The organism is Serratia sp. 14-2641 (genome assembly GCF_001692375.1).
Classification (GTDB): domain Bacteria; phylum Pseudomonadota; class Gammaproteobacteria; order Enterobacterales; family Enterobacteriaceae; genus Chania; species Chania fonticola_C.
This window is the reverse complement of record NZ_LXKR01000001.1, coordinates 523152-547567: the sequence shown is the minus strand read 5'-3', so window position 1 is coordinate 547567 and position 24416 is coordinate 523152. Positions and strand designations below refer to the sequence as shown.

The 24416-nt window shown below is 51.1% G+C and carries 20 protein-coding genes, 1 tRNA gene and 1 pseudogene; 17 read left to right on the top strand and 5 right to left on the bottom strand.

Translation table 11 applies throughout. The features are described from left to right. Window positions 1-97: 97 nt before the first annotated feature. Entirely contained in the window at window positions 98-1003 is a 906-nt protein-coding gene (locus tag A6U95_RS02515) for a LysR family transcriptional regulator (protein WP_065683326.1), read from the bottom strand. 102 nt (window positions 1004-1105) lie between these two features. Here A6U95_RS02515 and A6U95_RS02510 point away from each other — a divergent pair, with 102 nt between their 5' ends. From A6U95_RS02510 to A6U95_RS02500, 3 genes are all read left to right on the top strand, one after another. Beyond that, entirely contained in the window at window positions 1106-1732 is a 627-nt protein-coding gene (locus tag A6U95_RS02510; protein ID WP_065683325.1) for a glutathione S-transferase, read from the top strand. A 1-nt stretch (window position 1733) separates the two neighbouring features. After that, the gene (locus tag A6U95_RS02505; RefSeq protein ID WP_065683324.1) at window positions 1734-2657 is read left to right on the top strand and encodes a pyridoxamine 5'-phosphate oxidase family protein; all 924 of its coding nucleotides are present in this window, start codon (window positions 1734-1736) and stop codon (window positions 2655-2657) included. A 173-nt stretch (window positions 2658-2830) separates the two neighbouring features. Further along, window positions 2831-3055 (top strand): YdcH family protein, encoded by a 225-nt coding sequence (locus A6U95_RS02500; protein ID WP_021180872.1) that lies wholly within the window; start codon window positions 2831-2833, stop codon window positions 3053-3055. A gap of 46 nt (window positions 3056-3101) precedes the next feature. Here A6U95_RS02500 and ugpC read toward each other — a convergent pair whose 3' ends face one another. The 3 genes from ugpC to A6U95_RS02485 form a co-directional block, all read right to left on the bottom strand. Beyond that, on the bottom strand, window positions 3102-4178 hold the full coding sequence (gene ugpC / locus A6U95_RS02495; RefSeq protein ID WP_065683323.1) for a sn-glycerol-3-phosphate ABC transporter ATP-binding protein UgpC: 1077 nt from the start codon (window positions 4176-4178) through the stop codon (window positions 3102-3104). Window positions 4179-4325: 147 nt separating this feature from the next. Further along, window positions 4326-5699: a phosphomannomutase/phosphoglucomutase gene (locus tag A6U95_RS02490; protein WP_065683322.1), complete on the bottom strand. Its 1374-nt coding sequence runs from the start codon at window positions 5697-5699 to the stop codon at window positions 4326-4328. A 15-nt stretch (window positions 5700-5714) separates the two neighbouring features. Further along, window positions 5715-6755, bottom strand: a complete 1041-nt coding sequence (locus tag A6U95_RS02485; protein WP_065683321.1) for a LacI family DNA-binding transcriptional regulator — start codon at window positions 6753-6755, stop codon at window positions 5715-5717. A gap of 272 nt (window positions 6756-7027) precedes the next feature. Between A6U95_RS02485 and A6U95_RS02480 the strand changes: the two genes are divergently transcribed. From A6U95_RS02480 to A6U95_RS02430, 11 genes are all read left to right on the top strand, one after another. Next, a complete protein-coding gene (locus A6U95_RS02480; protein ID WP_065683320.1) occupies window positions 7028-8314 on the top strand; it encodes an ABC transporter substrate-binding protein in 1287 nt (428 codons plus the stop codon). 56 nt (window positions 8315-8370) lie between these two features. Continuing rightward, on the top strand, window positions 8371-9246 hold the full coding sequence (locus tag A6U95_RS30490) for a sugar ABC transporter permease (RefSeq protein ID WP_065683319.1): 876 nt from the start codon (window positions 8371-8373) through the stop codon (window positions 9244-9246). Continuing rightward, window positions 9247-10071, top strand: coding sequence for a carbohydrate ABC transporter permease (locus tag A6U95_RS30485; RefSeq protein ID WP_065683318.1), 825 nt, complete (start codon window positions 9247-9249; stop codon window positions 10069-10071). It begins immediately after the preceding gene. 12 nt (window positions 10072-10083) lie between these two features. After that, window positions 10084-11667 (top strand): alpha-glucosidase, encoded by a 1584-nt coding sequence (locus tag A6U95_RS02465; RefSeq protein ID WP_065683317.1) that lies wholly within the window; start codon window positions 10084-10086, stop codon window positions 11665-11667. Next, the gene (locus tag A6U95_RS02460; RefSeq protein ID WP_065683316.1) at window positions 11660-12715 is read left to right on the top strand and encodes a glycoside hydrolase family 130 protein; all 1056 of its coding nucleotides are present in this window, start codon (window positions 11660-11662) and stop codon (window positions 12713-12715) included. The genes A6U95_RS02465 and A6U95_RS02460 overlap by 8 nt, the downstream gene beginning before the upstream one ends. Window positions 12716-12731: 16 nt before the next feature. Continuing rightward, window positions 12732-13667, top strand: coding sequence for a DUF1861 family protein (locus A6U95_RS02455; protein WP_065683315.1), 936 nt, complete (start codon window positions 12732-12734; stop codon window positions 13665-13667). Window positions 13668-13787: 120 nt separating this feature from the next. Beyond that, complete coding sequence (locus A6U95_RS02450) at window positions 13788-14903, top strand: hypothetical protein (RefSeq protein ID WP_065683314.1); 1116 nt, start codon at window positions 13788-13790, stop codon at window positions 14901-14903. A gap of 655 nt (window positions 14904-15558) precedes the next feature. Continuing rightward, window positions 15559-16215 carry a sugar phosphotransferase gene (locus A6U95_RS31765; protein WP_343227114.1) on the top strand — a complete coding sequence of 219 codons (657 nt, stop codon included), beginning with the start codon at window positions 15559-15561 and terminating at the stop codon, window positions 16213-16215. A gap of 335 nt (window positions 16216-16550) precedes the next feature. Next, complete coding sequence (gene mtfA / locus A6U95_RS02440) at window positions 16551-17339, top strand: DgsA anti-repressor MtfA (RefSeq protein ID WP_065683312.1); 789 nt, start codon at window positions 16551-16553, stop codon at window positions 17337-17339. A gap of 93 nt (window positions 17340-17432) precedes the next feature. Beyond that, a tRNA-Asn gene (locus A6U95_RS02435) sits at window positions 17433-17508 on the top strand. 262 nt (window positions 17509-17770) lie between these two features. Then, window positions 17771-18940, top strand: a complete 1170-nt coding sequence (locus tag A6U95_RS02430) for an aminotransferase class I/II-fold pyridoxal phosphate-dependent enzyme (RefSeq protein ID WP_065683311.1) — start codon at window positions 17771-17773, stop codon at window positions 18938-18940. 197 nt (window positions 18941-19137) lie between these two features. Here A6U95_RS02430 and A6U95_RS02425 read toward each other — a convergent pair whose 3' ends face one another. Beyond that, window positions 19138-19695: a GNAT family N-acetyltransferase gene (locus A6U95_RS02425; RefSeq protein ID WP_065683310.1), complete on the bottom strand. Its 558-nt coding sequence runs from the start codon at window positions 19693-19695 to the stop codon at window positions 19138-19140. 229 nt (window positions 19696-19924) lie between these two features. On the opposite strand from A6U95_RS02425, the gene A6U95_RS02420 reads away from it, so the two are divergent. From A6U95_RS02420 to A6U95_RS31160, 3 genes and pseudogenes are all read left to right on the top strand, one after another. Further along, window positions 19925-20938 carry an LLM class flavin-dependent oxidoreductase gene (locus A6U95_RS02420; protein ID WP_065683309.1) on the top strand — a complete coding sequence of 338 codons (1014 nt, stop codon included), beginning with the start codon at window positions 19925-19927 and terminating at the stop codon, window positions 20936-20938. 10 nt (window positions 20939-20948) lie between these two features. Continuing rightward, window positions 20949-22070 carry an amidohydrolase gene (locus tag A6U95_RS02415; RefSeq protein ID WP_065683308.1) on the top strand — a complete coding sequence of 374 codons (1122 nt, stop codon included), beginning with the start codon at window positions 20949-20951 and terminating at the stop codon, window positions 22068-22070. 69 nt (window positions 22071-22139) lie between these two features. Further along, window positions 22140-24410, top strand: a pseudogene (locus A6U95_RS31160) (NtaA/DmoA family FMN-dependent monooxygenase). Window positions 24411-24416: the final 6 nt, after the last annotated feature.

The window sequence follows — 24416 nt, the reverse complement described above, 5'->3', positions numbered from 1 at the left end:
ACTGGTTAAACATTTCGAGGTTATTTTAAAGTTTCATCCATGAAACTCGAAAATAAATTGATGGTAAAGAAATAAGTGGGCACAGCATACGCCGCCCCTACGGGCGAGCCGGTTGTATTTGCGCAATTTGGCTGAGGTGCTGATAGGCGTAATCCCAAAAGGTACGCACCTTCAGCGGCATGTATTGCACGTTATTCGCCACCAGTTGCACCGGCAATGGCAGGGGCTCGTAGGCGGCCAACAACCGCACCAGCGTACCATTGGCCAGATCGTCCGCCACCTGATAAGACAGTAGCCGGGCAATCCCCTTTCCTGCCCGCACTGCCAACAGTTGAGTTTCCACCTCGTTCAACAACAAGCGCGGCGTCAAACGTACTCGCTCACCGTTTTCGTTAGGCCCAAAGCGCCATTCTCCTGACGTCGGACGTAGAGTGCCGACAATAGTGTCATGATCGCTCAACTGCGCCGGTTCCAGCGGCTCCCCGCGTTGCGCCAGATAGGCTGGGCTAGCCACGGTGACGCGTGTCACCTCTCCGAGCTTACGCGCCACCTTGGAGGAATCTTGTAAATGCCCGATGCGCACCGCCACGTCCAGCCCTTCATCGATCAGCTCCAGATTGCGGTCATTTAACTGCATGTCGATCTGGATTTGCGGGTAACGTTCGAGAAAAGCCATCACCATCGGTGCCACGTGCTTGCGCCCGAACTGCACCGGCGAAGTAATACGCAGCAACCCGCTCAGTTGAGCCTCTGCGGTATCCATTACCGCGTCTTGATAGTCATGCAACAGAGCACGCGCGCGTTCGGCTAAGCGCAACCCGGCCTCCGTGGGTGCCAGACGCCGGGTCGTGCGTTCCACCAACCGCGCACCAAACCGCTGCTCCAAAGAAGCGATAGCTCGGGTCACCGCCGGAGCGGAACGGCGCAGCTTGCGGGCCGCACCGGCCAAACTCCCTTGTTGGATCACCGCCACAAAAATCGCCAACTCATCCAAACGATCCATAGACTATTCCGCCAAGTGAAATTATCAATTGCCATCTTCCCGGATACCCATCATCTGGCGCAAGAGTATTCTGATCAGGAAGACTAGATAAGGAGACTCACTATGCAAACGTTGAAACTGTACGGCAACCCGGCCTCTGGCCATTGCCACCGCGTCGAGCTGCTGCTGCGGATGCTCGAGCTGCCTTATGAGTATTGCGAAGCCCCAGCAACGGTGCGCCAAAGCGAGGCGTTCCTGCGGCTTAATCCCGTTGGGCAGATCCCGGTATTACTGGCCGATGGGCAGGTATTGACCGACAGCAACGCCATCATGGTGTACCTGGTGAAACGCTATGCGCCAGATAGCCACTGGTTGCCAGAAGATCCGTTGGCGGCCGCCCAGGTGCAAGCCTGGCTTTCCAAAGCGGCCGGAGAGGTGCGCTATGGCCCCGCATCCTGTCGGATGGTGGTGCAATTTTCTGCGCCAGAGAACTACCAGTCTGCACAAGCCATCAGTGCACGCTTTTTAGCCCAATTAGAGCAACACTTGGCAGAACGCGAGTTTTTGGCAACGTCTTTGCCGACGATTGCCGATCTGGCCTGTTACAGCTACGTGGCGGTCGCCCCAGAAGGTGGGCTTTCCCTCAAGACCTTCTCGGCAATCCAGCGCTGGTTAGAACGTATTGCCGCTCTGCCCGGGTTCTTCCGTATGCCTGCGTTACCCCTGCCTGACCAGGCTGTAGGCCAATAACATGTCTCCCTCCATGTTTCACCCCGATGAGCAGTTGGCTCAGGATCTGGCCGGTTTTGATGCGGTGAGCGGGAATATCTACACCGCCATGCCTGAGCAACATCGCGAGTTCTTCGCTCATCTGCCCTACCTGTTTGTTGCCACTCTGGATGAGCGGCAGTGGCCGGTTGCTACGTTGTTCAGTGGCCCCGCCGGTTTTTTGCGATCGCCGGATGAAACACATTTGCGGATCGTTTCGCCACGCCGTGCGGACGATCCTGCTCAGGCAGCACTCTATCCCGGCCAGCCCGTCGGCGCATTAGGATTAGATTTCAGTAACCGCAGGCGCAACCGGGTTAACGGCGTCATTATCCGCACGGACAAAAACCGCGTGGAGATTGCGGTGCAACAAAGCTTTGGCAACTGCCCGCAGTACATTCAACGGCGAGAGCTGTTCGCCGAGCCGAGCGTTGCCGCACCCATTGAGCCGTTGAGTTCGTTAGATGATCAGGCCCGGCAGTTGATCCAACAGGCGGATACCTGCTTTGTGGCCAGCTATGCTCACGGTGATTTAGCGCAAGGTGGCGTGGATATCTCGCATCGCGGTGGTAAACCGGGGTTCATCCATCTGGCTGGCGAAACCCTGTGGATGCCGGATTTTCGCGGTAACCGCTATATGAACACGCTGGGTAATCTGTTGGCTCAGCCACGGGCTGCACTACTGTTTATCGATTTTACACACGGGGACATTCTGCATTTGCAGGGGAAAACCCAGATTTTATGGCAGGCAGAAAATGCAGCCGTCGAAGGTGCCGAGCGCTACTGGCGGTTTGATATCACCAGTGCGTGGCGTTTTCGCCAGGCACTGGGCTGGCGCGGCAGAAACGTTGAGTTCTCTCCGGCAACGTTACGCACGGGTATTTGGCAAAATCACGTAGAAAGCTAAGCGGGCGCAGTATGCGGCGCCCATCCCCATTCAGCAACATTGCCACGCTGTCATCAATCTGCACAGCAGGATCTATTTTTGCTAGCTAGCGCCATTTTAAATAAATCCACGCTGGGTTACAGTGAAAGTGGAGAAGCCCTCCAGTGTACAGTTTGACTCAAAGGAGCTTGAGTATGTTTCCAGAATACCGTGAGTTAATATCGCACCTGAAATCAAGCCACCCCCGCTTCCAGTCATTGTTTGATAAGCACAACCAACTCGACCACCAAATCTCCAGGTTAGAAGGACCGGCAGGCAACGGCTACTCTGACGAGGTAGTCCGCTTGAAAAAAGAGAAGCTACATATCAAGGATGAGTTACACAAAATACTAAAGGCAGAGGAAGCCGCAGCCAAGTAGCGCACGTCGATCCCCGCGCTACTGCGGGGATCACCGCTGCTTTTAGCTAAACGTCACGTATCGCCTTACCGTGCTCATCAAACACCAGAATATTCTCGCAGTAGGTACCGATGCTTACCTCTTCACCGGTGGCAAGCTTCAGCTGATAAGGAACCTTCATTTGTAAGGTGCCGTATTGCTTAGAGCCAAGCAATACCACCGTGGAGTCACCGTGCATTTCGGTAAGCTCGTTTCTCACCTTCAGGCAGAGCTCGGCACTATCGGTTAAGGAGAAATGTTCGGGCCGGATACCTAATGTCAATGCCGTGCCTTCTGCCAAATCAGCATTCGCCAGCTGCGGAATAAAAAGGCTGTACCCATTGATTTTCACCCGGCCGCTATGTTCATAGGTGACGGCAAACAGATTTATTTTCGGCGCACCAATAAATCCGGCGACAAAGATATTGGCCGGATGGTTATAGACTTCTTCCGGCGTTCCCACCTGCTCTATTCTTCCCTGGTTCAAAATGACGATTCGATCGGCCAGCGTCATGGCTTCCGTTTGATCGTGGGTCACATAGATGGTGGTTTTACCTAGATTGTCATGCAGTTTGCCGATCTCCTGCCGCATCTGGATACGCAACGCGGCATCGAGGTTGGATAGCGGTTCATCAAACAAAAACACGTTAGCGCAGCTGACTATCGAACGCCCGATCGCAACACGCTGGCGCTGGCCACCGGATAAGTGCTGTGGCAAACGTTCCAGGTAATTATCAAGTTGCAAGATCGCGGACGCATTGGCGATCCGCGCGGCGATCTCCGGCTTCGGTGTTTTGATGTTTTTCAAGCCAAACGCCAGATTTTCACGCACGGTCATATGGGGATACAGAGCATAAGACTGGAACACCATCGATACGCCACGCTCCCCGGCATTCATATGGGTAACGTCCTTATTGTCTATCTTTATTTCACCCCCGCTAACTTCTTCAAGGCCAGCAATCATTCTAAGTAACGTAGACTTTCCGCAACCAGAAGGGCCGACCAGCACAATAAACTCCCTGGAGGCAACCTCAAGATTTACGCTATTAATCGTTTTGATATTTCCGTAAGACTTTTCGACATTTTTGAGAGAAACGCTCGCCATTATCTGCTCCAACATTGCGCTGTCATCTATTCAGCTTATCCACGGATAATTTTAATTAACCATGATATCTACAGGCGTTAAATTACGGCAAAGATAAACGCCAAAGAATAAGCCGTTTGACTATAACTTTATCGCCGCAGGCGATGACTAATCGGTAATAAATTGAATAAGTTTGGTCAACTGCGTGATTTTTTGCTCCAACAACTGAATATCCCCGCGGGTTTCAATATTTAACCGTAGCAGGGGTTCAGTATTGGAGGCGCGCAGGTTAAAGCGCCAGTGATCAAACTCCATGCTCAGGCCGTCAGTTGCCGTGCTCCGCAGCACGTTATCGGCATAAAACTGTTTGATTTGCCGGATGCTGGCATCAGTATCCTCAACGGTAAAGTTTAGTTCCCCCGAAACAGGGAAGTGCGCTTTGCTGGCTTCAATCAAGGAAAATAGCGATGTTGCCTTGCGCGACAGTAATTCGATCACCAGCAGCCAGGGGATCATACCGCTATCACAGTAACCAAAATTGCGGAAATAGTGGTGGGCACTCATTTCGCCACCGTAAACGGCATCATGCTGGCGCATGGTGTCTTTGATAAATGCATGGCCCGTCTTTGATTCGATCGCGGTGCCATTCAGCGCCTGCACAATCGCTTGGGTATTCCAGACCAGTCTAGGGTCGTGGATGATTATACCGCTGTTGTCAGCACGCAGGAACGTTTCCGCCAGTAAGCCGACAATGTAATAACCTTCAATAAAGTTGCCTAGATGATCGAAGAAAAAGCAGCGATCAAAATCCCCATCCCAGGCAATACCTAAATCCGCCTGGTGCTCAAGCACCGCCTGGCGAGTGACGTCCTGGTTCTCAGGCAGCATAGGATTTGGGATCCCGTTTGGAAAAGTGCTATCTGGCTGATGGTTGATTTTAATCATGCGGATCGGTAGCTGGCGTTTTGCCATTGCCGCTTCGAGCGCATCCAGAGTCGGGCCCGCTGCGCCGTTGCCAGCATTGACCACAATCTTCAACGGCGTTAACACGCCAGGATTGATGTAGCTTAATAAGTGCTCAATGTAGTGTTCACGGTTAGACTGAACGGAAAGCTGCCCAGGGGTGGCTGACGGCGTAAATTGATTTTCATGGGCCAGTTGCTGGATATCATACAGTCCGTTATCCCCGCTGACGGGCCGAGAATCCTGTTTAACCAGCTTCATGCCGTTGTAGTCAATCGGATTATGGCTGGCGGTAACCTGAATGCCGCCATCGACGCCATAAAAGCGGGTGGCGAAGTAAACTTCTTCGGTGCCCACCATGCCGATATCAATCACATCGGCCCCGCCACTCATCAGCCCTTCTGCCAGCGCCTGCTTCAAAGCGGCACTAGTTGCCCGAGCATCTCCACCTACCACCACTTTCTGTGGCTTTAGCCACTGGCAGTAAGCCCGGCCAATGCGCCAGGCGATCTCTTCATTGAGTTCCGTACCCAACTTGCCCCGAATATCGTAAGCTTTAAAACAGGTTAACTTTTCCATTTCCTTTCCATGTGGTTATGCCGAATCCCGGACAATAAGTTCATAATCGAGAAAGATATCTTCGGTTATTTGCCCCGCAATCAACGCCCGGGCGGCATGACGCCCTTTGGCGACAATAGGTTGGCGGATGGTGGTCAGCGCGATCGGTGGATCCTGAATATCAATATCGTCAAACCCGGTGATCGCAATCTGTCCAGGAACCGTAATATGCTGACTCTGGCAGTAGTGGTAAACGCCGAAGGCAAAGCGATCGGACAGACAGATGATGGCCGAAATACCCGGTTCGCGGGTAAGCAGTACCTTGGCCGCCTCTTCTCCCCCGGTTTCGTCATGCAGTTGTTCCACAACGTGGCTGGTGGTTAAATCAATACCGGCATCGGACAGCGCCTTGATGCATGCGCTAACACGCCCAAAGGCGACGCCGTTGTCAAATTCGCTGGAGAATTCAGCCAGTGATGACAGCACGCCTGCTTGCTTTTTCACCGGGAAAGCAACAATGCCGAATTTTTTATGCCCAGCCGCCAGCAGATGCTGGCAAATGGCCTTCATAGCGGCAGCGTCATCAATGGAAACACAGGTGAAGTCCTGCAGTTTGATATCGGTGGTGACCACCGGCAAGCCGCTGGTTAATGCCGCCTGCACAATCTCATCATTGCTATAGGTGGCATTTAAAATATAGCCATCGACGACGGCGCTTAGCATGCGTTTTTTAAATTCGTTATTCACTCTTAGTGGCATCAGCGCGATGTTAATTCCATTCTTCTCACACTCCTCGGCAATGCCACGCATCAACGCAATGTCATGACGATCGGAGAAAACATAACTCAAATTATCGTTAAAAATGACCCCAAGCGTACCGCTCTTACCGGTACGTAAAAAGCGCCCGGCCCCTGTCGGGCCATGGTAATTAATGGATTCTGCGTAGGCTAAAATTTTCTCTCGCAGTTCTGGGGAGACCTTTTCGGGCCGATTAAACACATTCGAGACGGTGGTATGCGTAACGTTTAGCGCCTCAGCAATGGTTTTAAGTGTTTCGCGTTTTTTACCAGTGGTCATGTCAAAAGCTCCGGGAAGATAAAGTTACCAAGTTGCCCATACTATATCCCAATCCGCCGTAGGAAATGATTGGTCCTCACCACCAGGAAAGGTATGTTACCTCACTTTTAACGTTAAAATTGCAACGCACGTCACCATTTTAACGTTAAAATAAAAATAATGAGATGTGAGAGCACTCACAGAATCCCTGCATCTTCGCTGCTATTTTAACGTTAAAAATTGGCCTACCAGCCTTTCTTCCTACTGACGAATAGTTCACAGGTAATCAAGCCATGCTAAAGAAAATCAACCATACCCTGCTCTCTCTGGCGATTGCCGCCAGTTGCATAGTGCTTACGGGCTGTGATGACAAAGCGGTGTCGGGTGATAATGAAAAACAGGAAATAACCCTGTGGATCGCACCAAATAACGTCCAGGAAGCATTCTGGAGCGAAGTCGTTGGCGAATGGAATCAACAAGCCGACAAAAAGAAAGTGGTCTTTTCCACCATCCCGGCGGCAGGCAGCTCAGAAGAGGCGATCATGAACGCCATAGCCTCTGACCGCGCACCGGATATTTCGGAGAATATTTTCACCGGCTTCGGTACTCAGCTGGCTGATTTGGGCCAAATCGTCGATCTCTCCTCGCTCGATGGCTATGAATCCTTAATTCATGCCCGGCAGATGGGCGATATCATGAAGAACTGGGGCTATAACGGCAAAAATTACATTCTGCCGATTTACATGAATCCGGTGCTGTTCTGGTGGCGCGGCGATTTATTAGTGGAACAGGGCTTTAGCGGTATCCCGAAAACCTATGACGAGGTATACGCCCTCAGTGAAAAATATACCATCGAGAACCAACGTTATGCGGTGCAAGCAACATCTGGCCGCAACTGGTGGGACCGCTGGTTTGATTTTATCGCCCTCTATTACGCTCAGAGTGGCGGTAAGCCTTATATCGCCGACAAGCAAGCCACCTATGACAACCAGGCTGGGCGCGACGTCATCGGTTTCTTAAATACGCTGTTTGAAAAAAAATGGACGGTCTACGACTTTGGCCAGGATGACCCATTGGTGACAGGCAAAGTTATGGGCGCAGTCCGCGGCCCCTGGGATATCAGCCGCTATCAGCAACAGTATCCGGAAATCCTCAAGCAGATAAAGATTGGCCCGATGCTGGTCAAAGATAAACAGGAAATGCCTTACACCTTTGCCGATGGTAAAGGGCTGGTCCTGTTCAGCCATTCCAAGGTCAAACCCGAAGCGTGGGAGTTTATCCAGTGGGTGTTCAGCCAGCCCAAGTTCGATAAGCGCTGGGTTGAACTGACGGGTATGCCACCGGCCAGAGCGGATTTGCTTACCAACCCACTGTTTACCCAATATTACCAGGATAACCCTTACGCTGCTGCCTACGCCAAATATGTCAACGTGGCAATACCGCCTGCATCCAGCAGTGAAACGGTGGAAATTCAACGCAGTATGACGCAAATGCTGGAGAAAACCGTGTTTAAAACCGTAACGCCGGATGAAGCTTTGCGGCAATCCGCGCAGGAGGTGAACGCGCTGTTAAAGCCCTAATTACTACATCTTATTGATTTCTCGTTTTATGCTTCATCTGAGGGTGGCCGTTAGTTATGATTTTTCCAAAGCTTAAAGATAAACATGTAGGCGGTATTCTGGCGGCCTCCTATCTGGGATATACCAGTATATTCTGGCTGTACCCCTTTGTTTGGCTCGCAGTGTTATCGCTGACTGAATGGCGTTTTGTGGGCATTCCTTCGTTCAACGGCGTGCAAAACTTTATTATGGTGCTGCAAGATCCGTTGTTCTGGAAATCGATGTTAAACGTACTGCGTTTTTTAATGTACTACCTGCCGGTCGTATTCATTTCTTCGCTACTGTTTGCGTTTGGCTTACAGAAATTGAAGTATGGCAGAACCTTTGTTGGCCTGAGTTTTTTATTAGCCAACGTCTCTTCCGGCGTGGCCTATTCCATCGTATTCTCCAAGATCTTTAGCCAGAATGGGCCGTTGAACACCTTTCTGAATGAATGGTTCGGCTTTTCTCTGCCCTGGCTCACCAGCCCGGACTTCGCCATGTTGTCCATCTCGCTGGTGGTGACCTGGAAGTTTGTCGGCTATTACGGGCTGATACTCTTTTCTGGTCTGAACAGCATCCCCAAAGAAATTTACTCGGCAGCGGAACTGGATAACACCCGGCCGCTCAAGCGATTGTTCCGTATCACATTACCGCTGATCAACCCGCAATTGATTATGGTGCTGGTATTAGCCATTACGGTCTCTTTTGCGATCTTTACCGAACCCTATCTGATTACCGGCGGTGGCCCATTAAACAGCACCACGACGCCGATGATCGTGATGTATGAGGCCGCATTCATGAAAATGCAACCCAGCTGGGCAGCCACCATGTCTATTTTTATCGCACTGATTAGCTTCACCCTGATCCTGATCGTCAGAAAGCTGCTGGAAAGAAAGGTGGAAATCGTTTAAATGAAAAAATCTATCAACAGCCTGATTATTCATCTGGTTATGTTCTTTTTGGCGCTCTCGTGGCTTTACCCTTATATCTGGATGGTGCTTTCCTCCTTCAAACCAACCGCCGATATTTATACCAGCGGGATGTTTGAAGGGGCTTATTCACTCGATAACTATCGTTTTCTGTTTGAAAGCACCGGGCGGATAGAGAAACCCTTTTTAAAAACCTTGCTTAACTCGTTGTTTATTTCTACTACGGTGACGGTAGCGGTTACCCTCAGTTCAATGTTTATCGGTTTTGCGCTGGCTAAAATGCAGTTTACCGGCCAACGGTTATTTAAAAACCTACTGTTTTTACAAATGGTGTTCCCGGCATTTATGTTTATCATCCCGCAATTTGTTCTGGTACGAGAGTTGGGGCTGTTAAACACTTACAGCGCCATGATTGTGCCGTTCCTGATGAGTGCCTGGGGGATCTTTATGATTTCACAAAGCTTTCAGGGTACGCCTAACGACTATATTCATGCAGCCAAGATCGATAACGCCAGTCTGTGGCAAATTATGATCTACCTGATGATGCCGCTGAACAAGGCAATTATCGCCATCGTGGCGCTGTTCACCTTCGTCGGTACCTGGGACAACTTCCTGTGGCCACTGATCGTTATCCAGGACGAAAGCAAAATGCCGCTGTCAGTGTTGTTGGCCACCTTCAGTAAATCCTATGGCGTCTATGTTGGGCCAGTGATCGCCGGTGCCGTGCTCCAGACCATCCCGATCGTCGTGCTGTTTATCTTATTCCGTAAGTACTTTATGCAGGGCATGTCCCTGTCGCTGAAATAAGGGACTCGTGCAATGACTGATCAAGCGTGGTGGCGTGAAGCCGTATTCTATCAGGTTTATCTACCCAGTTTCCAGGACGGCAACGGAGATGGGATAGGCGATCTTCATGGGCTGATTGATCGGCTGGATTACCTGCAGGAACTGGGGATTGGCGGGTTATGGATCACCCCTTTCTACCCTTCCCCTCTGGTGGATAACGGTTATGACATTAGCGATTATCTTAATATCGCTCCGCAGTATGGCACGCTGGCGGTTTTCGAGCGGTTAATCGCCGAAGCTCATCGGCGTAATATTCGGGTGATCATTGATATGGTGCTTAACCACGTCTCTACCGAGCATCCGTGGTTTAAAGACGCGCTGAATAATCCGCACAGCCAATATCGTGACTATTTTATTTTCACTCGCCAACCCAATAACTGGCAGTCGTTTTTTGGTGGATCGGCATGGGAGCCTGAAGCTACTGGCGGTGAATACTATTACCACAAGTTTGCCATTGAGCAGGCCGACCTGAACTGGGCGAACCCGGCAGTCGCAGAGCTTGCCAAGGGCGTACTGGACTTCTGGCAAGCCTTGGGGGTGGATGGTTTCCGGCTGGACGTGATCAACTTCCTGTCATGCAGCACCCGGCGAACAGATAACCCTACGCTGGAAAACGGTGAACAGCAGCACCTGTACGATATTAATCAGCCCGGTATCGAGTCATGCCTCGCTGATTTAATCGCGCATGCGCGGGCCAAAAGCCCCTGCTTTATTGTCGGAGAGGTGGGCAGTGACAAGCTCGAGGAACTGGCACGCTATAAGTCCGCCGACTTATGCGATGTGGTTTTCAATTTTAACCTAGGCAGCCTGCCCGCCTTCGATTTGCCGCAGATCGTTGAGCAGTTGAAGCTGATGAACGACCTGCCAGGCAATGTGCCGACACTGTTTTTCTCTAGCCACGATATGCCCAGGATGATCAGCCGCTTCGGCGAGTTCGCTGGCAACATTGCCAGGGCGCGAGCGGTGGCTTGCCTGCAATTAATGGCCCATGGTGTGCCGTTTATTTATAACGGCGAAGAGCTGGGCATGCAGGACTATGTCGCCACCGAAGCGGGTGCCATTTACGACATTCAGGGCAGGACACAGTATCAACAGAAGCTGGCTGCATGTGGCAACCCGGAGGAAGCACTTCAGTTTGCGTTAACCAAAAGCCGTGATAATTCACGCTCGCCCATGCAATGGTCTGCAGCCCCCTTTGCCGGTTTTAGTACCCACCAGCCGTGGATGCCGGTCAATGAAAACTATCGCCAGATCAATGTGGCGGCTGCGCAAAATGCGTGCCATTCCCTTTGGCATGATTATCAACAACTCATTGCCCTGCGCGCTCAATATCCCGTGTTTCACTACGGCGTCTATGAGCAATTGAGGCAAGTCAAAGACACCCTGATATTCAGCCGCCGTTATCGCCAACAGCGCGCCACCGTAACCATCAATTTTGCGGGGAATTATTTATTGCAGGTACCGCCCCACGGGAAGGTTTTATTTGATACACGCACAGTGCCCGGCCAATTGACTCACAATGATATCGTAATTTTTATCGAGGACAGTAATGATTAGATTTTCTGGTAACCCATTAATTACCCCCCAGGACATAACGCCAAGTCGTCCGGGATTTAAGGTTGAATGCGCTTTCAATGCGGGCGTCACCCGGCTTGGCGATGAAACCATTATGTTGGTCCGCATTGCGGAAAGCGTGATCCCCAAGAACGAAGGCACCACCGTGGTACCTTGGCTGCAAGAAACCCCCGCGGGCTGGCAGGTGACTACCCGGGAGTTTTGGCATAACGACCCTGCCTATGATTTTAGCGATCCACGGCTGATCACCTACAAAGCAGATCCGGCGATCGTCTATCTGACTTCACTCTCTCATCTGCGGGTGGCGAGAAGCGGCAATGGCGTGGATTTTGTCGTTGATACCCAGCCGCTGATCTTCCCGGCCAACGGCTATGAAACCTTTGGCTGTGAGGATGCCCGTATCACCGAGATCGAGGGGGCTTTTTATATTAACTATTCCGCCGTCTCCTCCAAGGGTATCTGCACGGCGCTGGCGGTAACCAAGGACTTCACCACTGTTGAACGCCTGGGATTGATTTTTTGCCCGGATAACCGTGACGTTTGCCTGTTCCCGGAAAAAGTGGGCGGCAAGTACATGGCTCTGCATCGCCCGGCGCCTAAACACTTTGGTAAACCCGAGATTTGGCTGGCCAGCTCCAACGATTTGCTGCACTGGGGACAGCACCAACATCTGCTGGGCACATCGCAAGATCCTTGGGATGCGTTAAAGCTGGGTGGCGGCGCACCCATGCTGAAAACAACAAAAGGCTGGCTGCAAATTTACCATGGGGTAGACGTGGATCAACGTTATGCCCTGGGTGCCATGCTGCTCGATTTGGACGATCCTACCCGTATTCTCGCCAAATCGCCGGTTCCCTTGTTGCAACCGCAAGCGCCTTACGAGCTTTACGGCTTCTTTGATAACGTCGTCTTTACCTGCGGTGCGTTAATTGAGAATGATACCCTGCGGGTCTACTACGGCGCCGCTGACGAAAGCATGTGCCTGGCTGAAATGCCTCTGGCCCAACTATGGCAACACCTGTCGGTGTAATGAGGGAAAATACGAAATGAAGACTAATTCTCCGGCCAGCGTGGCACAACTTATTGCCGACTATCACCAGCGAACGTCGGGTATCACCTTCACCACTGACCGGCTCGAATTCACCGGTGTAGGTGACAAGGATGTTTACAACATTACCGCTCCCTTTACCTCTGCCGGGCTGCAAGTCATCGCCGGACGGGTTGAGGCCAGGGACTCTGAGCACTCGACCATTGTTTTCTTCCAAGAGCAGCAAGGAAAATGGGCTCCGGTGGAAAATGCACCCACGTTCCCGTTACAGGATCCCTTTTACTGCTTTATCGCTGGTGAACTCATATTTGGTGGCGTCGAGATCAACCCCCATCCCGAGCACCCAGGGCAGCTTATCTGGCACACCGTGTTTTATCGCGGGCGTGACATCCTGTCATTAAACCGTTTTGCTTGCGGCCCTTCAGGCATGAAAGATATCCGCCTATGCCAGATCCAGCCAGGGCGCATCGGGGTATTTACCCGGCCACAGGGCAACATCGGCGGCAGGGGAACCATCGGATACGTTGAAATAAGCTGCCTGGAGGAACTCACGCCAGACACTATCGCCAATGCGCAACTACTCGATCGACAGTTCAACAGCGACGAATGGGGCGGCGTCAACGAAACGCATTTACTGAGCGACGGCACTATCGGCTTACTGGCCCATATTGCCTGTTTTGATCAACAACAAAGGAGGCACTACTACCCGGGCGTCTTTATCTTCAATCCGGACACTAAAAACTACAGTCCCATAAAAATAATCGCAGCAAGAGGTAATCTGCTACCAGGCGATGCTAAACGCCCTGACTTGGTAGATGTCATTTTCCCAGGCGGCCTTATCGCATTAGCCGATAATCGTTGGCGGTTATATGTCGGTGCCAGCGACGCACAAGCGCACTGGATTGATATTGAGGATCCTTTTATCGGGATTTAATTCGCAAGCAATCGAAATTGCGCTTTTAACTGGCTTAATGGAAAAACTAATATTAATAATATTGGATGGTATTGCTATTGCCAAAAACCAGGCAATACCACCAGTTTAGAAGGGATTATAATGAAATACTCTAAAATTTTTTCTCTGCTGTTGCTGGTTGGTCTCAGCTCTACCGTTCATGCGGAGAGCACACTAATTAAAGGTAAGACCTCAAGTGCTGAAAGTCGCCCTATTTTCGCCGGCGACAAGATTAGAATAATTAAAGAAAATGGCGAGACGGTGGAAACGGTAGTAGAACTCAGCGATGATAGCGTAGGCATTATTCGTCTACCAAAGGATGAACGTTCTTATTTCCACGGTAACTGGTTGGCAGAGTATAAAATAGAGCATTTCCGCAATGAAGGCCGCAGCACCAACTCTCGTCCGGTGCATGAAATAGTCTTCGCAGATGGGCGGGTCAACTTTGGTGACACCGGCTGGAACACCGGTTTCATACTCAAGCAGGTGCACTTTACCAACGACTCACGCAATGACAGCCAGCATAAAGTCGATTTTCGCATGATAGAAATGGAAATTCGCCCGGCATGGGCGAAAAGTATAGATAAACACTGGTTTATGCTGGAAGGGATCTACCTGGGTAAAACCGGCTATGAGAAGAACCGTACCACCGGCAGCAACAACAATATTGGCGGTGATGGTTATGGCTTCCGCCCATACTACCGTTATCAGGTATCGGACAACTTCAGCGTCAACACCGATATTAAAATGCTGGTAGAAGACAAGGATGCCCGCGGTGCCGATAGCGGACGTTTCCAGTTTTATGAAGCGTTAGTGAATTTTAACTATCACATAGCGGATCGGGTGAACGTCGGATTTGAAGTGTTCCGCAAAGAGGGCCAGGACTTCAACCACGATGGCGACAAGACGGCGAACGTGCTGGAACAGGAATTTCGCCCATGGGTTGCCTGGAGTATGGGTAAAAGTAACTTCCTGCTTAAGATGGAGCCTCAATTACGCCGCATTGGCGGGCGTGATGGCTACAAGGAAACCTCAAGAAGCGAGAAATATATCTTTAACTACAGCTACCCGATCACCGATAGATTTTATGCCGTGGCCGAGTACTTTTACCGGGTAGAGCACGACAAAAAATTCTGGGATCACAACGTTCGCGACCCGAATGCATATAAAAATACTGAGACCAATTTCGGCAAACTGGGTGTGAACTATGTTTTCTAAGTTGAAAGCAATAACTCAATAAAAATAAGGTAACAACATGAAATTATTAAATACCCTGGTTTGCATCATCGGATTAACCACATTTTCTGCCGCTGCCGCCCTGGTTAACCAAACGCATCTGGATGCACTGTACCAAAAGATCACCCTAGCCAATAAAACGGAATTGGGTCTGATCCATATCTATAGCGAATACCCGGATTACCGCTGGGTTAAAGATCCCATCGAGGGCGTATCGGCAATCGATGATGTCGCACGGGCTGCGGTCTTTTATCAGCGTCAGTATCAATCAAATGGCTCTGCGGCAGACCTGGAAAAGGTTAAATCACTGGTTCAATTCATTCTCCACCAGCGAGCGGATAACGGCTATTTCTATAACTTTATCTACCCCGACCATTCCATTAATAGAACCTACAAAACCAGCGTAGCAGAGCCCAACTGGTGGACATGGCGTGCCCTATGGGCATTGACTGAGGTTTACCCAACCCTGGCAAAGACGGATGCAACGCTGGCAAAAAATGTGCATGAAACCATTTTCGCCACCACCGATGTCATTTATAAAGACTTTAACTTCAAGCAGACACGCGGTGAAAAAGACGGTATCGCGGTCGCTGAGTGGTTGCCGCAGACCGCAGGCGATCAGACGGGCGTATTGTTGATGGGCCTGAGCAATGCCTACTCGCGGGGCTCCAAGCCAGAAATTGAAAAAATGATGCGCGCATTAGCGGCGGGCATCATGCTGATGCAGGTTAAGGATACCTCCTCACCGGTAAACGGCGCGTTTTTAAGCTGGCAAAATATGTGGCACGGCTACGGTAACAGCCAGGCTTATGCTCTGCTTACGGCGGGCGAGAAGTTAGGCGACCGGGATATGATCAAGGCCGCGTTTAACGAACTGGATCATTTCCAACCCGCGCTCATCAAAAAAGGGCTGGCAAACTGGTTCACCGTTCAACAGAAAGGTGAAAAAGTCACCGTGATCGAGGAACAAAAGTTTGCCCAGATAGCCTATATCATCCGCCCGATGGTGTTTGCCAACGTCAAGGCCTGGCAAATATCACGTGATACCGCTTACCTGCAGCAAGCCGTTGATTTATCCCTGTGGCTGTTTAAGCAGAACCCGGCAAAAGCGCAAATGTACTTCCCTGCCACGGGGATCGCATTTGACGGAATAGATTCCCCCGCCAAGGTGAATAAAAACTCGGGGGCAGAGTCCACCATTGAAGCCTTGCTCACACTGCAAATCGTGGAATCCATCCCTGAGGCTAAACGTCTGCTGGATGCCGCGTTAACAAAACTGGATATTGAGCGTTAATCCCAACCGACTGACCATGGGGCGCTGCATACGGCGCCCCAACGGCCAAACATGCGCGAACCTTACCAAACCACATTCTAAAAATACGGGTCTGCTTCCGCTTAGATTTTCTATGTGGGCGTTTGATCACAGACAAACTTAAGCGTAAGTGATTGAATAGTAGCGCAGAGCAAGGTTTTAATCCGCATAGCGGGTAGCCTTGAGACGGTTTGTAAGGCCGTCCCGTTCGCCACCCCGTTATCTCTGCGTGAAACGCTTGCTATAGAGCCCCCTTTTGCGGCATGTTGACGCTATCAGCCCCAGCCGAATGTTCCAGTGACCCTTAGAGCAACGCAATGATTAAATGGCCGTGGAAAGCAAATCAAGCGCAGGCGGAAACGTTTGCCGACTGGCAGGAAGCTCTGTCCATCCCCCTGCTCTCACCGTTGGATGAGCAAGAGCAGCGGCGTTTGGTAGCGGTTGCCAGCCAGATTTTGCAAAATAAACGCATCGTGCCTTTACAAGGGTTGGAACTGACATCCCTGATGCAGGCGCGTATTGCTCTGCTGTTTGCATTGCCGGTGATGGAGCTGGGGGCAGAATGCCTGGACGGTTTTAACGAAGTCCTGCTCTACCCAACCCCCTTCGTGGTGGAAGATGAATGGCAAGATGATATTGGTCTGGTGCATTCCGGGCCGGTGGTACAAGCGGGCCAAAGCTGGGAGCAGGGACCTATCGTGCTCAACTGGCTAGACGTGCAAGACTCCTTCGACCTTTCCGGCTTCAACCTGGTGATCCATGAGGCGGTGCACAAGCTGGATATGCGTAATGGCGGCACCGCTACCGGCGTGCCCCCAATCCCGCTGCGCGATATCGCCGCTTGGGAATACGATTTACACGCCGCGATGGAAAACCTGCAGGATGAAATCGATATGGTGGGTGAAGAAGCTGCCAGCATGGATGCCTACGCCGCCAGCGATCCGGCAGAGTGCTTTGCCGTGCTTTCCGAGTATTTCTTTAGCGCCCCAGAGCTGCTGGCCAACCGCTTCCCCGCGTTGTACGAGCACTTCTGCCGCTTCTACAAACAAAACCCGCTGGCCCGTTTGCAGCGTTGGTATGCAGACAGCGAGCCACAACGGGACTGAGTTTGCTCAGATGATGAGCTGTCGCACCCCCAGAATCAATTTTGCGTTGACACGATCTGAACGGCTGGATATGATGCGCCCCGTTCACACAATTCCTCTGTAGTTCAGTCGGTAGAACGGCGGACTGTTAATCCGTATGTCACTGGTTCGAGTCCAGTCAGAGGAGCCATATTTAGAAAAGCCCGCTTAGGCAACTAAGCGGGCTTTTTGCTATCTCTGAAGCAATGCCACCCCGAATCGAATCGCCGATGACGTGGGCAAGCTGGCACCGTCTGGAAGTCTGAAGACATGCATCATGGTGCAATCTTGCGTTCACCGTGGTGCATGATAGTGTGCCTAATAGTATAAATATAGATAAATCAATAAATTGAAAACTGGCATGATTCCTGCGTGATCGCCTTGCAGTTATTTTACGACAAGGAGAAAACGTTATGTCAACACACACTGTGGTAAATGCACAGCGTCGTCAATTCTTAAAACTCTCGGGAGCTCTAGCTGGCACCGTCACATTGGCAGGCCTTAGCCACCCTACATTGGCAGAAAAACTACCCGCAAGTGATTCCTTCGCTGTTCCTACTGCCGATAAACCCATTCGTATTAACTTTAACGAAAATGCGCTCGGCATGTCACCCAAGGCACAGGCTGCCGCGCGTGATGCCGTCACCAAAGCCAATCGTTATGCCAAAGAAGAAATAATCACCCTAAGGCACAAGCTAGCCAATCAGTATCAGATACCAGAAACTGGCATTTTACTGACAGCGGGTTCTTCAGAAGGTATACGTGCGTCGATAGAAGCGTATGCCACACCGGACTCACAGTTGGTGATCCCGGAGCTGACTTACGGCGACGGTGAACATTTCGCCGTCATTGCGGGTATGAAAATCACGAAAGTACCGATGCTTGATGGGTGGCAATTTGATATCAATGGATTAAAACAAGCCGTGGAAAAGCATAAAGGCCCATCGCTAGTCTATTTGGTCAATCCCAACAATCCGACTGCAACGATTACTCCGGCCGATCTGATCGAACCCTGGATTAATAGCAAACCGGCTAACACGATATTTATTGTTGATGAAGCCTATGCGGAATTTGTTAACGACTCCCGTTTTCGTTCAGTTTCACCATTGGTAAAACAGGGTGCCGATAATGTGATTCTGTTGAAAACCTTTTCGAAGATTTTTGCCATGGCCGGAATGCGTGTCGGTTATGTGGTAACACACCCGACAGTGATTGCCCGTCTTGAAAATTATGTTGCAGGAGAAAAGATCAACTTCTGTGGGGTAGATGCCGCTTTAGCTTCAATGGATGATCAAGCCTTCATCCGCTACAGCAAAAAAAGCAATGATACCTCGCGACAAATTTTGCTACAGGCCCTGGATACGCTGCAAATCCCTTACCTGCCTTCCGAGGGAAATTTTGTATTTCATAAGTTGGATGTATCACTGAAAGACTATCAGCAGCACATGAAAGATGCAGGGATTCTAATTGGTCGGGCATTCCCACCTGCGCAAAGCTGGTGCCGAATTTCGCTAGGGACACCTCAGGAAATGGCGTTTGTTGCAAAAACCATGCTCGACTTCCGTTCCAGAGGCTGGATATAACGAATGGCCCAGAAGCAATCAGGTTATTGCTCCTGGGCCAGATCCCCCCTCTGCGACGGATTCTGGGGCCCCAGGTTCACTGGTTTTTCTGACCATGGATATGTGTATAACTCAATGACCTTTACCATATATCATTTTTATAACCGTTAAACTTCAAACGTAATAATTCATCATAATCACAAATAAATACTTCAACACTAGCCGTTTAAAATAGTTGTCTTTTTAGACAGTGCATAGTAATTCTCCCTATCTGGAAATTCATATTTTTCAAATCCAAGCCCCACCAGCGAATCTATCCTTCCTTTAGCTAACGGAATAGCCTTTGTGATTACTCTTTCAACACCAAATTCTTCAAAGAAATTTTCTGCACACAAGAGGAAAATTTCATTTAGGTATTCTTCATTTTCATAGCATGACAATATATCTAATCTCAAAACCCCTGTATTAACCTTATAAGCACCAACCGATCCAAACATTTCTATAGTTCCTACCGCAAGGTTTTTTTCTTTATTCACTATTGAAAATCTTACAAACTCCTCACGATCATAACAACCAAGCCAACCTATTATTGAATTTTTCATTTCTTCTATCGTCTTAAAATTGAAGTTACCAGAACACATATCCGAATTGAAATGAGGTCTAGAGTTCACATCCGAATAGCATTTCAACAAACTTTCTGCATCATCTATTGAAATAAGGCGTATAATAAAATTAGATGTTTCATACGTTTTACATTCTTTGTATGGATTGTTCATTGTTAACTCCTTTGTATTGTCAAATTTATAATATACCTGATAATTTTCAAGATACATGTGACTTTGTTGAATAAATCGGCGTTAAAAGTTGACTACTGCGTCACCTGATGATGGGCTTTGTTGTTGATGCTTTTCCACTATTTAGATAACCAAATGTAAATAAATTGTTTCCCCCAGCCTGCCCGGCGTTCCAATAATAAAACCATGTTAATTGGAACGAGTGTATGACATGTCTTATCGAATCAGCCTGCTGGATAAAAGCCCGGTTGCAGCAACGGAAACCGCGTCTGATGCCTTGCAGCGCACGCTGTACCTGGCAAAACAGGCCGAAACCTGGGGTTATCATCGTTTCTGGATTGCTGAACACCACAATACTCCTCACCTCGCCAGCCCTTCACCGGAACTGGTGATTGCCTGGATCCTTGGCCAGACTCGCCATATCCGCGTGGGTTCAGGCGGCGTAATGCTACAGCACTACAGCCCGTATAAGGTGGCTGAAAACTTCAACCTGCTGGCCTCGTTGGCACCTGGCCGTATCGATCTTGGCGTGGGTAAGGCCCCGGGCGGATTGCCATTGGCAACTCAAGCGCTGCAACAAGGTCTTCATCAGCAAGAGAAAGGCTCGTTTGCCGACCAGCTTGCGCAGCTTGATAACTGGCTCTCTTTGCCCGCCACAGACGAAGGAGATGAAGCCGTGCGAGCCACCCCCACCCCGTCGCATATTGCAGACCGTTTCCTGCTAGGAGCCAGCAACGAGAGCGCTTTGCTGGCGGCACAGCTGGGCTGGAATTTCGTTTTCGCGGCTCATCTTAATGGCGATAAGTCCCTGATGAGGGAAGTCCTTACTACCTGGCGAAACCACAGCCAGCGCGACACGCTGGTGGCCGTGCAGGTGATTGTGGCCGCGAGCGAAGCTGAGGCAACCGCGCTGGCGGCTCAGGTGGAGATATGGGGGGTTGAGCTTGAGAATGGTCAGCGTGTGACCGTGGCCAGCGAAGCTCAGGCCCAGGCCTTTGCACGCCAGGCGGGTAGCCCAGCCCGACTGATTGAACAACGTACCCGCTCGCTGATTAAAGGCACCGCCACAACCGTCCGTGCAGAGCTTTCCGCCTTGCAGCAAACGTTTGGAATTGACGAATTCATCATTGATGCACCGATCGCCGAGGGAGCGGCGCGGATCGCTTCATTACGCCTGCTCGCAGAAGGTATTGCGAACTACGCCACCGAAAATGAATCCGCCTAAAGGGTAAAAGATGACATTTGGACAGCAACTCATTGACTGGCGGCGCGAACTGCATCGCAACCCGGAACTTTCCGGACAGGAAATCGCCACCACCGCGCGGCTGCGCCACTGGCTCGAATCCGCCGGGCTGCGTCTACTGCCGTATGATCTCGCTACGGGTGTTGTGGCCGAGGTCGGCCAAGGCGAGAACGTCATCGCCTTACGTGCGGATATTGACGCCTTACCGATTGAGGAAGCGACAGGAGCCCCTTTCAGTTCTCGCAATAAGGGGGTTATGCATGCCTGCGGACATGATGTTCACAGCAGCGTGATCCTGGGGGCGGCATTGCTGCTGAAAGCACGTGAAGCGCAGCTTACTGGCCGGGTACGGTTGCTGTTTCAACCTGCGGAAGAAAACTTCACTGGTGCCAGGATGTTGATACAGGCTGGCGTTCTGCAGGGCGTGAGCGCCATTTTTGGCATGCATAATGAACCCGGCCTGCCGGTCGGAACCTTCGCCACCAGAGGGGGGCCTTTTTATGCCAACGTCGATCGCTTCGTGATTGGCGTGAAAGGCAAAGGAGCCCATGCGGCCCGCCCTCATGAGGGCGTAGATGCGATAGTACTGGCCAGCCAACTGGTGACGGCGTTTCAGAACATCACCAGCCGCAACATTAATACGCTGGAGTCCGCCATTGTCAGCGTAACCCGAATTCAAGGCGGTAATACCTGGAACGTGTTACCCGAAAAGGTTGAGCTAGAGGGCACGATACGCACGCACTCTGCCGATGTTCAGCGCCAGGTTGAAGGGCATATCCGGCAGATTGCAGCCGGGTTGGCTGCCGCTTTCGGCGCAGAGATTGAGGTGGTGTGGTTTGCCGGACCGACCATGCTGATCAACGACGAAAAATGGGCAGCCTTTGCAACCGAAGTCGCTCAGGCTGAAGGGTATAAAACCCAGACCGCCGCCTTGCATATGGGGGGCGAGGATTTTGCCGCCTATCTGCACCAGATCCCCGGGGCGTTTGTCAGCATCGGCAGCGCCAGTGAATACGGCCTGCATCACCCGGCATTTAGCCCTGATGAAGCCTTGATTGAAGATGCCGCACGCTATTTTTCGGCGTTGGCCGAAAGAGCGCTGCAAGCTATCTGACAGAGTAAATCAATATCAAGGGGATCTATATCCCTTGGAAAATCTATTGTCTGAAAATGAGGGGTAAACATGTCTTTAAAACGACAACTGCGCCTGGGTTCAATATTACACGGCGCGTCTGGCAATATGTCCGCATGGCGACACCCGGCAGCACAGGCAGATGCCAGCATTAATTTTGACTTTGTGAAAAATACGGCCATCAAGGCCGAAGAGGGAAAGCTTGATTTCCTGTTTGTGGCTGACGGCCTTTACATTAATGAGAAATCCATACCACATTTTTTAAATCGCTTTGAGCCACTGACGGTATTATCTGCACTCGCCGCCATTACCAGCCGTTTGGGATTGGTGGGCACCGTATCGACTTCCTACAGTGACCCCTTCACCGTGGCTCGTCAATTTTCCAGCCTGGACCATCTGAGCAATGGCAGAGCTGGCTGGAACGTAGTGACCTCACCGCTGGAAGGGTCGGCGAAGAACTTTTCCCGCGAAAAGCATCCTGAGCATGCATTGCGTTACCGCATTGCCGATGAATACCTGGATGTGGTGAAAGGACTTTGGGATTCTTGGGAAGAAGATGCATTTACTCGCGATAAAGCCACAGGCCAATATTTTGATCCTGCTAAATTACACACGCTGGATCACCACGGTGATTTTTTCCAGGTGGCTGGTCCACTGAATATTGGCCGCACGCCACAAGGTCGCCCCATTATATTTCAGGCTGGCGCTTCGGATGATGGAAAGAAATTAGCGGCGCACCATGCTGATGCTATTTTCACCCACCATGAAACGCTGGAGGCGGCACAGGAGTTTTATCGTGACGTAAAAAGCCAGCTTGAACGCTTTGGCCGCAGCCCGGAGGAACTGCATATTTTCCAGGGTGTCAGCCTGATTGTCGGAAAAAATGCCGAGGATGTTGAACGCCAGTATCAGGTGACCGCAGCCCTGGTTTCCATCAAAGACGCGCTCAACTACCTTGGCCGTTATTTTGAGCACCACGATTTCAGCCAATACCCTCTGGATGCGCCCTTCCCCGATGTGGGTGAACTCGGGCAAAACAGCTTTCGCAGCACCACCGATGAAATCAAGCGTAATGCCCGCGAACGTGGCCTGACGTTGCGCCAGGTAGCGCTGGAAGCCGCAACTCCCCGCCCACGCTTTCACGGTACGGCGCAACAGGTTGCCGATGGCCTGCAACACTGGTTCGAAACCTTTGCAGCAGACGGTTTTATTATCCAGGGCGGTACGCCAGATACCTTCCCGCGTTTTGTCGATGAAGTGGTGCCCGTACTGCAAGCGCGCGGCCTTTTCCGTACGGAATACCCGGGCACGACATTGCGTGAAAGTCTGGGTCTGACTTCGCCGGCCAACCAGTTCGCACCGCAATAAACCAATAACGATAAAAGAGACAACGCTATGCAGAAAACCCTATTACTCCTGGCGCTGGCGCTTAGCCCTGCCGCCTGGGCACAAAGTGTGACGATTAACGGCGCGGGCGTCAGCCTAGAGGCGAACAAAGCGCCGATCAATACCAAGATCAATCCGCAGGCGGTGGCCCAATTGCCGCAGGGTTATCACTTTGCCGTCCCTGGTAAATTCACCGTCGCGGTGTCAGCGCTCAATTCGCCGCCGCTGACTGTGTTTGCCGAAGATAACAAAACGCTATTGGGCAGCGAGGTCGATATCGCCCGCCTGGTAGCGGATAGCCTGGGGCTGGAACTTAACGTCGTTCCGACTTCCTGGGAGGATTGGCCACTTGGCGTTTATTCCGGCAAATATGATGCCGCTATCAGCAATATTACCGTTACCAAGGAGCGCAAAGAGAGGTTCGACTTCGCCACTTACCGTAAAGATTCCCTCGGGTTCTACGTTAAGTCCGATAGCCCGATCAAGTCCATTGAGAAGGCAGAAGACATTGCCGGGCTGCGCATTATCGTCGGTTCTGGCACCAACCAGGAAGCCATTCTTCTGGCCTGGGATCAGGCAAATCAGCAGAAAGGGTTGAAGCCTTTTACCCCAATTTATACCAAAGATGACGCAGCCCAAACGCTGGCACTGCAGTCTGGGCGCGCCGATGCCTTCTTTGGCCCGAACGTGACTGGAGCCTGGAAGGCGGCACTCACTGGCAAAACCCGTCTGGCCGGGAGTGTGGACGGTGGCTGGCCAAAAGCGGCACATATCGCCGTGACGCTGAAAAAAGGCAGCGGCCTGGTAGCACCGGTACAAACCGCGCTGAATGGCGTTATCCACAATGGGGATTATGAAAAAGTGCTTAACCGCTGGGGAGAAGGCATTGAGCGCCTTTCGGCCTCCGAGATCAACCCGGCAGGATTAGGCGATTAAGGGGGC